Here is a 7,371-nt window from a genome sequence, read left to right on the forward strand (position 1 = left end):
CGAGAAACGCACCGGGCGCACTCGTGGGCCTAACCGCGCAGCGCGAGCGCCAGCATTAGCAAACCCATGGCGGCCAACCAGGCGGCGAGGACGCGTGGCGCCACCTGCCATGCGGGCGTGCCCGGCCCTCGTGCGCTCGCGAGCTGCCAGCCGGTATGCGCCACGACCAGGAGCAGGCAGGCCAGCAGGATCGTGCCGATCGCCTCGCCGCCGCTGGCAGTCGGCAGCCCGCCGCTCAAGCCGAGCGCCAAGCCGCTGATGCCGCACGCAGCTTGCCGTCCCCACAGACGCGGCCGAAGGTCTGCAGCACAGATGCCGCCAAGCGCAGCCAGCCAGGCAGCCACGAAGGCCGGGTGCCAGGCTTCCGGCTCCAGCGCAAGCGAACAGGTGGCGGCTGACGCGAACCAGGCCAGCGCCGGCGCCGCGTCCCGCCTCGGCACATCCCTCGCCACCAGAAGCACGGACGTCAGGACCGCAAGGGCCATTGGCTGGCGCAGGAGGTATAGCGCGCCGTCGGCAGCGGATGCCGCGAGATCAGCGGACATGCACCACAAGCGTGGCGAACCGGCTGCGCCAGCCTTGTCGGGGCTCACCCGGCGGCTCCAGTCGGGTGGCCCTCAGCAGCCACCGGCCGCCGAATGGCAGCGCCAGGCGCACCTGCCCCCGTGCATCGCTGCGCTGCCACACGCCCAGCGTGTGGCGCTCGCTCACGAACTCCACCCACTGGTTCGCCAGCGGGGCGCCGTCCCACCACAGCTGATAGGAGTACGGCTGCGCGGTCCGGATCGCTTGGCTGCCGATCGGAACGATCTCCATCGCCATGCCCTGCGGCTCACGCAGGTCAAGCGGTACCCGCTCGGCATTCGCTGGAGGCATTTCGATCCTGATGAACTTTCGGTAGCTCTCGCGCCAGCCGCCGCCTGCTGCCTGCTGCCGTTTCCAGCGATCGATGGCTTCGGGCGACGCGCGGATCTCGGAGAAGTAGGTATCGACCAGCTCCGGTGTGAGTTCCACGTCCTGCGCCTTGAGCTCGACCCAGCACGCCGCACCCGCGGAAGCGTCGGTGCGCGCACGCATCTCGAGATGCGTCGCATGCTCCTGCCGCGGCACGAGCACAGCCTGTTTGCCGGGAGTGCGGCATGCCGCTTGCGCGACGCTCGGCAGCCGCGGTCCGGATTCCCGAAGCGGGAATCGAGGTCCGGTTCCAAGCTCGAGCTGGAGCAGCCTGCCATCCTCCCCGGTGCCAGCGCGCGTCAGCCAGGTGTCGTGCGCCTGCGCGGGGACCAGGAACCCAAGGAGGCAGGTGCCGAGCAACGTGCCGCGCCAGCGGTCGAGGAGAACGCGGAGCACGTGTCCGGCGTCGGCATGGCAGCGGTTTCCGCTCACGCCAGGACACCCATGAGCATCGACGCGCCGGCCACTGCCATGGCCCCACCTGCCGCCCTGAGCACGCCCCGTCCGAGGGGTAGCCGGCCGAGCCGTCCCAGGGCGATGCCCGCGAGATGCAGCAGCCCGGTGGCCACGATGAAGCCGGCGCAGTAGGCTGCTGGAGACGTTGCATCCGGCAGCTCCGTGCCATGCGCGTACCCATGCAGGACCCCGAAGGCTGCCACCAGGCCGAGCGCCGCGGCAAGAGGCGCCCGCCAGCCTGCCAGGATGGCCGATCCGAGCAGCACCACCGAAGCGGCGATACCGGCTTCGACCGAGGGCATCGGCACGCCGGCGATCCCGAGGATGCCGCCAGCGACCATCAGCAGAGGGAAAACGATCGGCAGCATCCACAGGAGCGGCGCGCCGAGGAACGCGCCCCAAATGCCCACCGCCACCATGGCCAGCAGATGGTCAGGGCCTTGCACCGGATGGAGCAGGCCGGACAGGATCCCCGCCGTCGCCGCCGGCTCCGTGTGGGCGAGTGCGCCGCTGCACGCCAGACCCAGCACGACTGCGCAGGCCGCGGCACGCCCCGGAAGACCACGCGCCGGGCGCACCGACCAAGGGGGCGCTGCGGATCTCATGCCACTGCCTTCTTCGTCATCGTCATCCCTCGAGAAGTTGAGGGCGGCCGCGAGGTTTGCGGCCGCCTTGGCCGGATGGCCATTGCAAGCGCGACGCCGGAGTCCGGCTCCGGCGTCAGAGGGCGGCCGGTTCCGCCGTATCGTCCACCGGCAGGGTGACGTTGCGCAGGACGACCGGCTCGGCAGACTCGCTGCTGCTCGCGATCAACTGCTTTACGTAGGCGACCAGGCCGCTGACGCTGCTCACCGCGGACGAAGGGACGTCGCCCCCCGTGCCGACGTTGTCACCAGGGGCGATGGCCCCGTCGTCGCCGCCGCCGCCGCCGCAGGCGGCCACCAGCACGCAGCTTGCGGCCAGGACAGATGCGCTCCTGAAGTTCATGGTCGTGCCTCCTGCTCAGGGGTAGGTGGTGCCGGCAGGGGCCGGAGGATTGAAATTGCCCGGAATCGGCGTGGTGAGATAGGGAAAGGTTGACGCGTAATTCGCCGCCGTCTTGCGCACCCCGTCGGTCAGGGCCAGTCCGCCGGCAGGTGCGTCGGAGGGCGCGCAGCCCACCTGCAGCGCATCGTTGGCTCCGGTCAGCACGCACAGCGCGCCCATCGCGACGCGCAACGACAGATCGACCGTGTCATCGGCCGGGCGACGGCCGTTGGGGAATCCGGCGTTGTCGCCGCCGGCCACACCCAACGGGTTCTGCGCGGCGGCGGCCGTTGCAGCGATGGACGTGTTCAGCCGCAGCATCTCGCTGGGCACCACGTTCTGCGGGCGGTTCAGCCCCGTGATGCCGGTGAGGAATGCGGCGACCAGGTCGGTGCGGGGAAACTTGGTGGGGGCCACGGCGCTCGGGAAGAGCGTCTGGATCAGCGCTGGCAGCGTGGGGTTGGTCACGTAATCCAGGAACCTCACGTCGTCGCGAGGCTTGGACGCATTGAAGCGGTCCTTGTCGTCCAGCCCGATCACCAGCTCGTTCACGAGGGGCATGCCGAGGCGCGAAACCTGCGCCCATGCGCCGCCCGACTTGGCGGCGCGGTAGATACCGCTTGCGGGGCTGCCGTCCACCAGCCTTGCCTGGCGCACGCTGGCGGTCGTGAACGCGCCGATAACGGGATCGCTGCCGTTGGACAGGCAGGCGATCGGAAGCTCCATCGCGATGGTGCTGACGTTCTTGGCTTCGAGGTCGTTGTTGTTGCCACCGCTCTCGGCGCCTAGCGGATTCAAGTTGAACAGATCGAAGCTCTTGCCCACGGCAATGTAGAACGGCTCCTTGCGCTGCCCCACGAACACCTTGCCCGGTGTGGCGCAGCCCGGCACGTTCACCGTGTACACGTGCTGTGCCGCGTAGTTCGCATAGCCAGCTGCGCCGCCAAACGTTTTCTCGCCGATGTTGTCCACCGGCTTGTCGAAGCTGTCGCCGCCGCTGGCATTGGCCACGCTGGAGCGGGTGCCCCCTCGGCGGTCTCCACGCACTACATCGACGGAATAGGTTTCGCGCACCAGCAGGCTGTCGGGGTTCACGCCCGAGACCGGCCCGTTGATGATCAGCGGAATCTTCACCGGCTTGCCGCCGACGGTGAGCGGTGTGCCCTTGGACGTGTTCTGGAAACGAAACTGGAACGAGAGGTCTTCCTGCGCGTCGCCGTCGTTGTCGATGTGGATCTCGTAGAGCGCGTCCGGGTCGAACATGTAGTAGTTGGGCCCGCCCTGCGGGTTCTGGAAAGGCATGTAGTTCGCCAGGATCGTCACATAGCCCTGGCGCCCGGTTTCATAGCTGCGGAACATGTACAGGTCGGTGGCGTCTAGTTTGGGCATGCCGGTGAGCGCCGGCGCCTCGCGATGACTCGAGGCGCTGGCCGTCGCGGCGCATAGCGCGAAAACGATTCCGGCTGCTGGAGGCAAGGGTAGTTTCATGGGTTCTCCTATGGGCGGCTGCTTGGTGAAAGCTGGTGAAGAGGGGGAGACCGTCCACGCGATCTGCCAGGCATCGGCGCATGGAGTACGTGGTACGCAGCCGCCGACGGCATGGTGTGTAGGACTGCGCCGCGTCGTGCGGCAAATGGGGTGCGTGCATGGGGTAGCCACGGGGGCGCATGATCCAATCGCGCCGGCGCAACGTACATAGGCCATGAACGTTGCCGTTGAAACGAGAGACGCGCCGGCGTGCCGCCCGGCTGTCTGTCGCGCAGAGCGTGCCAGCTACGTCCTAGCCGGGGCCGGCGCTGCGCGCAGCCGTATGCCTATGCCGACGAATGACGAGTTCAATGCCTGGATCCGCGCGGTCGCGACGAACGACGACCGCGAGGCGTTCGCCGCCTTGTTCGGCCATTTCGCGCCGCGTATCAAAGGCTATCTCGTGCGCTCGGGCATGCCGGCGCAGGTTGCCGAAGACCTCGCCCAGGAGGCCATGGTGATTCTGTGGCGCCGCGCTGACACGTTCGATCCGCAGCGCGCCGCGTTATCCACCTGGCTCTTCACCATCACTCGCAACCTGCGCCTGGACCATCACCGCCGGGCGAATTCGCATGGCAGCGCCGGCCGACTGGACCATGACATCGACGTGTGGGATGGCGAGCGGCAGACTGCCGACCTGTGCGCAGGCCCCGAAGAACTCGTCCAGACCGCGCAACGCGAACGCTGCGTGCGCCGTGCCTTGGCGGAACTGCCGCCCGAACATGCGCTGGTCCTGCAGCTGTCCTTTTTCGAGGAGCGCCCCCACGCGGCGATCGCGCGTGAACTGGATCTCCCGCTGGGGACCGTCAAATCCCGCATTCGCATGGCCGTGGCACAGCTGAGGCGCAAACTCGACCAACTCGCCTCATGATCGTTCACCACCCCCCCGAAGACTTGCTGCTGGCACTGGCTGCCGGCCGACTGATGGCGGGCCAGGATCTGGTTGTCGCCGCGCACGCCGAGCGCTGTGCCGAGTGCGCCAGCCGCATGCAGACGTTCGCGGCGCTTGGCGGCGCCATGCTGGAGCATTCGGCGCCGCACCCCATGGCCGCCGATGCCTTGTCGAAAACCCTGCAGCAAATCACCGCGTTGCCGCGCGGAATCCGCGCGTCGGCGCCTGCAGAGGCTCCGCCTGCGGCGTGGCTGCCCGCAGGCGTGGCCTGGCCTGCTTGCCTGTCGGGCCGTGAGGTCACGCCGTGGCGCAGGATCGGTCCTGGCAGGCGTTTTGCGCGGGTGCAGCTTCCCCAGTCGTATGGGGCCTCGTTGTTCCTGCTCAGCATCGAACCCGGTCGCACCCTTCCTCGCCACAGGCATGAGCAGCTGGAGCTGACCCAGGTGTTGGGTGGCACCTTTGCCGACGACCGCGGCACGTTCGGCCCGGGCGACTTCGACATGGCTGGCGCGGACGTGCACCACGAGCCGGTGGTCCAGCCAGGCAGCGCGTGCGCTTGCCTCACCTGGGTCGATGGGCGCTTGCGCTTCGACAGCGGCATCGCCGCAGCCATCGCCCATTGGGTCGGGGTCTGAAGCCACGCAGGCGGCTGTATGCGTGGTGCCGCACGCGCCTGCGTTACGCGGGACAAACACTGTTACCGGGACACTCGGCATCCAGGGCGCAGCGCGCTGCGTATAGAAAGAGCGCTCGGCGACGTGCTGTGGCGCTGCTTTCGAAACACGCTTCTAAAGGACCCACCGCATGAACGATCCGAAACTGCGCACCTCGCTGCTGGCAGCGGGCTTGCTCTCACTCACCGCATGGACCGCACCTGCGCTCGCCGGCCATGCGAACGCCGTGCTGAGTGCCGAACTCGACGGCCGCGAAGAAGTCGCCGCCGCGCCGAACAGCCGCGGAATCGCCGGCGATCCGAACGCGCGCGGCAATGCGTATGTGTTCGGCGTCGATGGCGATCCACGCACCCTGTGCTACCTCATCGTCGATGTCAGGAAGCTGGCCGAAACCGAGGCGGCGCCCGGCGGCGGTCGTGCGGCACACATTCATGAGGGGCCCCGTGGCTCGAACGGCCCGGTCGTTGCGAACCTTGCGTGGCCACAGGATGGACAGTCGGCCGATTGCCTCACGGAAGGCGAGATGGACCCGTCCGGCCCGAAGTTTCCGACCAGCGAGGCCGGCATCGTCCAACGCATCCTGAGCAACCCGGCCGATTTCTACATCAACGTGCATAACAGCCAATACCCGGCCGGGGCGATCCGCGGCCAGCTCGGCGAGACGGAGCACGAGCACGGCGCGGCGTCCAAAGCGAAGCGATAGCGATAGCGATTCAGGACAAGCGGTCGCTACGCGTCGCGCGCGGCCTGCTTGTCCTGCGTGGCGGCGTCGAAGTCGCGGGCGTCGTGCCGCTCGTGCAGCTGGCTCGCGGGGTCGCCCCAGGTGCGGTTGACCATGCGGCCGCGGCGCACCGCGGGCCGCTGGGCGATGTCGCGCGCCCAGCGCTGCACGTGGGTATATGCCTGCACCTGCAGGAATTCGCCGGCGCCGTACAGCTCGCCCAGCGCCAGTACGCCGTGCCACGGCCATATGGCGACATCCGCCACCGTGTAGGCGTCGCCGGCGACGTACGGACTCTCGGCGAGCCGGCGGTCGAGCACGTCGAGCTGGCGCTTGGCTTCCATCGCATACCGGTCGATGGCGTACTCGATCTTCGTGGGCGCATAGGTGTAGAAGTGCCCGAAGCCGCCGCCCAGCAGCGGCGCCGTGCCCATCTGCCAGAACAGCCACGACAGGCACTCGGCCCGTGCGGCACCGCCCTGCGGCAGCAAGGCGCCGAACTTTTCCGCCAGGTACTGCAGGATGGCGCCCGACTCGAAGACACGCACCGGCTCGGGCGTGCTGCGGTCCAGCAGCGCCGGGATCTTGGAGTTCGGGTTCACGCCGACGAAGCCGCTGCCGAACTGTGCGCCGTCGTTGATGCGGATCAGCCAGGCGTCGTACTCCGCGCCCGCATGGCCGAGCGCCAGGAGCTCTTCGAGCAGGATGGTGACCTTGATTCCGTTCGGCGTGCCCAGCGAATACAGCTGCAGCGGATGGCGGCCCACCGGCAGAGCCTGCTCGTGGGTCGCTCCCGCGACAGGCCGGTTGATGTGGGCGAACTTTCCGCCGCTGGCCTTGTTCCAGGTCCAGACGGCAGGTGGGGTGTAGTCGGTCGCATTGCTCATGTTGTGAGGTGGTGGACGTGGGATCGGGCCAGTATAGGAAGCGCCCGGGGCGCGTGGTCCGCGATGGCGCAGCAGCGATCGACCCGGTGGTCGCACGCGTCGCACGATCAGGCAGCGCACCAGGTAGCGCACCAGGTAGCGCATCCGGTAGCGCACCCTGCCAGAACAACCTTCGAGGGCCGCAAGTTGCTGCTCGAACGCATTGCGATGTTTGGGCGCGTGTGGGCCAACAGC

At 68.4% G+C, this 7,371-nt stretch carries 9 protein-coding genes; 3 read left to right on the forward strand and 6 right to left on the reverse strand.

The features are described from left to right. Nucleotides 1-29: 29 nt before the first annotated feature. The 5 genes from WG922_RS21075 to WG922_RS21095 all read right to left on the reverse strand — a co-directional run bounded on the left by WG922_RS21075 (nucleotide 30) and on the right by WG922_RS21095 (nucleotide 3,924). On the reverse strand, nucleotides 30-545 hold the full coding sequence (locus WG922_RS21075) for a hypothetical protein (RefSeq protein ID WP_340284995.1): 516 nt from the start codon (nucleotides 543-545) through the stop codon (nucleotides 30-32). Next, a complete protein-coding gene (locus WG922_RS21080) occupies nucleotides 535-1,386 on the reverse strand; it encodes a DUF4198 domain-containing protein (RefSeq protein WP_340284996.1) in 852 nt (283 codons plus the stop codon). Before WG922_RS21080 ends, WG922_RS21075 begins: the two co-directional genes overlap by 11 nt. Then, entirely contained in the window at nucleotides 1,383-2,015 is a 633-nt protein-coding gene (locus WG922_RS21085; protein WP_340284997.1) for a HupE/UreJ family protein, read from the reverse strand. Before WG922_RS21085 ends, WG922_RS21080 begins: the two co-directional genes overlap by 4 nt. Before the next feature lie 115 nt (nucleotides 2,016-2,130). Further along, entirely contained in the window at nucleotides 2,131-2,397 is a 267-nt protein-coding gene (locus WG922_RS21090) for a hypothetical protein (protein ID WP_340284998.1), read from the reverse strand. Between the two features lie 15 nt (nucleotides 2,398-2,412). Next, nucleotides 2,413-3,924, reverse strand: coding sequence for a DUF4331 domain-containing protein (locus WG922_RS21095; RefSeq protein ID WP_340284999.1), 1,512 nt, complete (start codon nucleotides 3,922-3,924; stop codon nucleotides 2,413-2,415). A gap of 328 nt (nucleotides 3,925-4,252) precedes the next feature. Here WG922_RS21095 and WG922_RS21100 point away from each other — a divergent pair, with 328 nt between their 5' ends. The 3 genes from WG922_RS21100 to WG922_RS21110 all read left to right on the forward strand — a co-directional run bounded on the left by WG922_RS21100 (nucleotide 4,253) and on the right by WG922_RS21110 (nucleotide 6,232). Continuing rightward, the gene (locus WG922_RS21100) at nucleotides 4,253-4,834 is read left to right on the forward strand and encodes a sigma-70 family RNA polymerase sigma factor (RefSeq protein ID WP_340285001.1); all 582 of its coding nucleotides are present in this window, start codon (nucleotides 4,253-4,255) and stop codon (nucleotides 4,832-4,834) included. Beyond that, the gene (locus WG922_RS21105) at nucleotides 4,831-5,490 is read left to right on the forward strand and encodes a ChrR family anti-sigma-E factor (protein ID WP_340285002.1); all 660 of its coding nucleotides are present in this window, start codon (nucleotides 4,831-4,833) and stop codon (nucleotides 5,488-5,490) included. The genes WG922_RS21100 and WG922_RS21105 overlap by 4 nt, the downstream gene beginning before the upstream one ends. 169 nt (nucleotides 5,491-5,659) lie before the next feature. Next, complete coding sequence (locus WG922_RS21110; protein ID WP_340285004.1) at nucleotides 5,660-6,232, forward strand: CHRD domain-containing protein; 573 nt, start codon at nucleotides 5,660-5,662, stop codon at nucleotides 6,230-6,232. Between the two features lie 26 nt (nucleotides 6,233-6,258). Here WG922_RS21110 and yghU read toward each other — a convergent pair whose 3' ends face one another. Next, the gene (yghU, locus tag WG922_RS21115; RefSeq protein WP_340285006.1) at nucleotides 6,259-7,137 is read right to left on the reverse strand and encodes a glutathione-dependent disulfide-bond oxidoreductase; all 879 of its coding nucleotides are present in this window, start codon (nucleotides 7,135-7,137) and stop codon (nucleotides 6,259-6,261) included. Nucleotides 7,138-7,371 lie beyond the last annotated feature (234 nt).

It is taken from the genome of Ramlibacter sp. AN1015, from assembly GCF_037726105.1.
GTDB lineage: Bacteria > Pseudomonadota > Gammaproteobacteria > Burkholderiales > Burkholderiaceae_C > Ramlibacter.

What these genes read in the sequence shown, in the direction of transcription:
- WG922_RS21110 (WP_340285004.1), top strand. Translation starts at nt 5,660, where the DNA reads ATGAACGATCCGAAACTGCGCACCTCGCTGCTGGCAGCGGGCTTGCTC.
- WG922_RS21085 (WP_340284997.1), bottom strand. Translation starts at nt 2,015, where the DNA reads ATGAGATCCGCAGCGCCCCCTTGGTCGGTGCGCCCGGCGCGTGGTCTT.
- WG922_RS21090 (WP_340284998.1), bottom strand. Translation starts at nt 2,397, where the DNA reads ATGAACTTCAGGAGCGCATCTGTCCTGGCCGCAAGCTGCGTGCTGGTG.
- WG922_RS21105 (WP_340285002.1), top strand. Translation starts at nt 4,831, where the DNA reads ATGATCGTTCACCACCCCCCCGAAGACTTGCTGCTGGCACTGGCTGCC.
- WG922_RS21095 (WP_340284999.1), bottom strand. Translation starts at nt 3,924, where the DNA reads ATGAAACTACCCTTGCCTCCAGCAGCCGGAATCGTTTTCGCGCTATGC.
- yghU (WP_340285006.1), bottom strand. Translation starts at nt 7,137, where the DNA reads ATGAGCAATGCGACCGACTACACCCCACCTGCCGTCTGGACCTGGAAC.
- WG922_RS21075 (WP_340284995.1), bottom strand. Translation starts at nt 545, where the DNA reads ATGTCCGCTGATCTCGCGGCATCCGCTGCCGACGGCGCGCTATACCTC.
- WG922_RS21100 (WP_340285001.1), top strand. Translation starts at nt 4,253, where the DNA reads ATGCCGACGAATGACGAGTTCAATGCCTGGATCCGCGCGGTCGCGACG.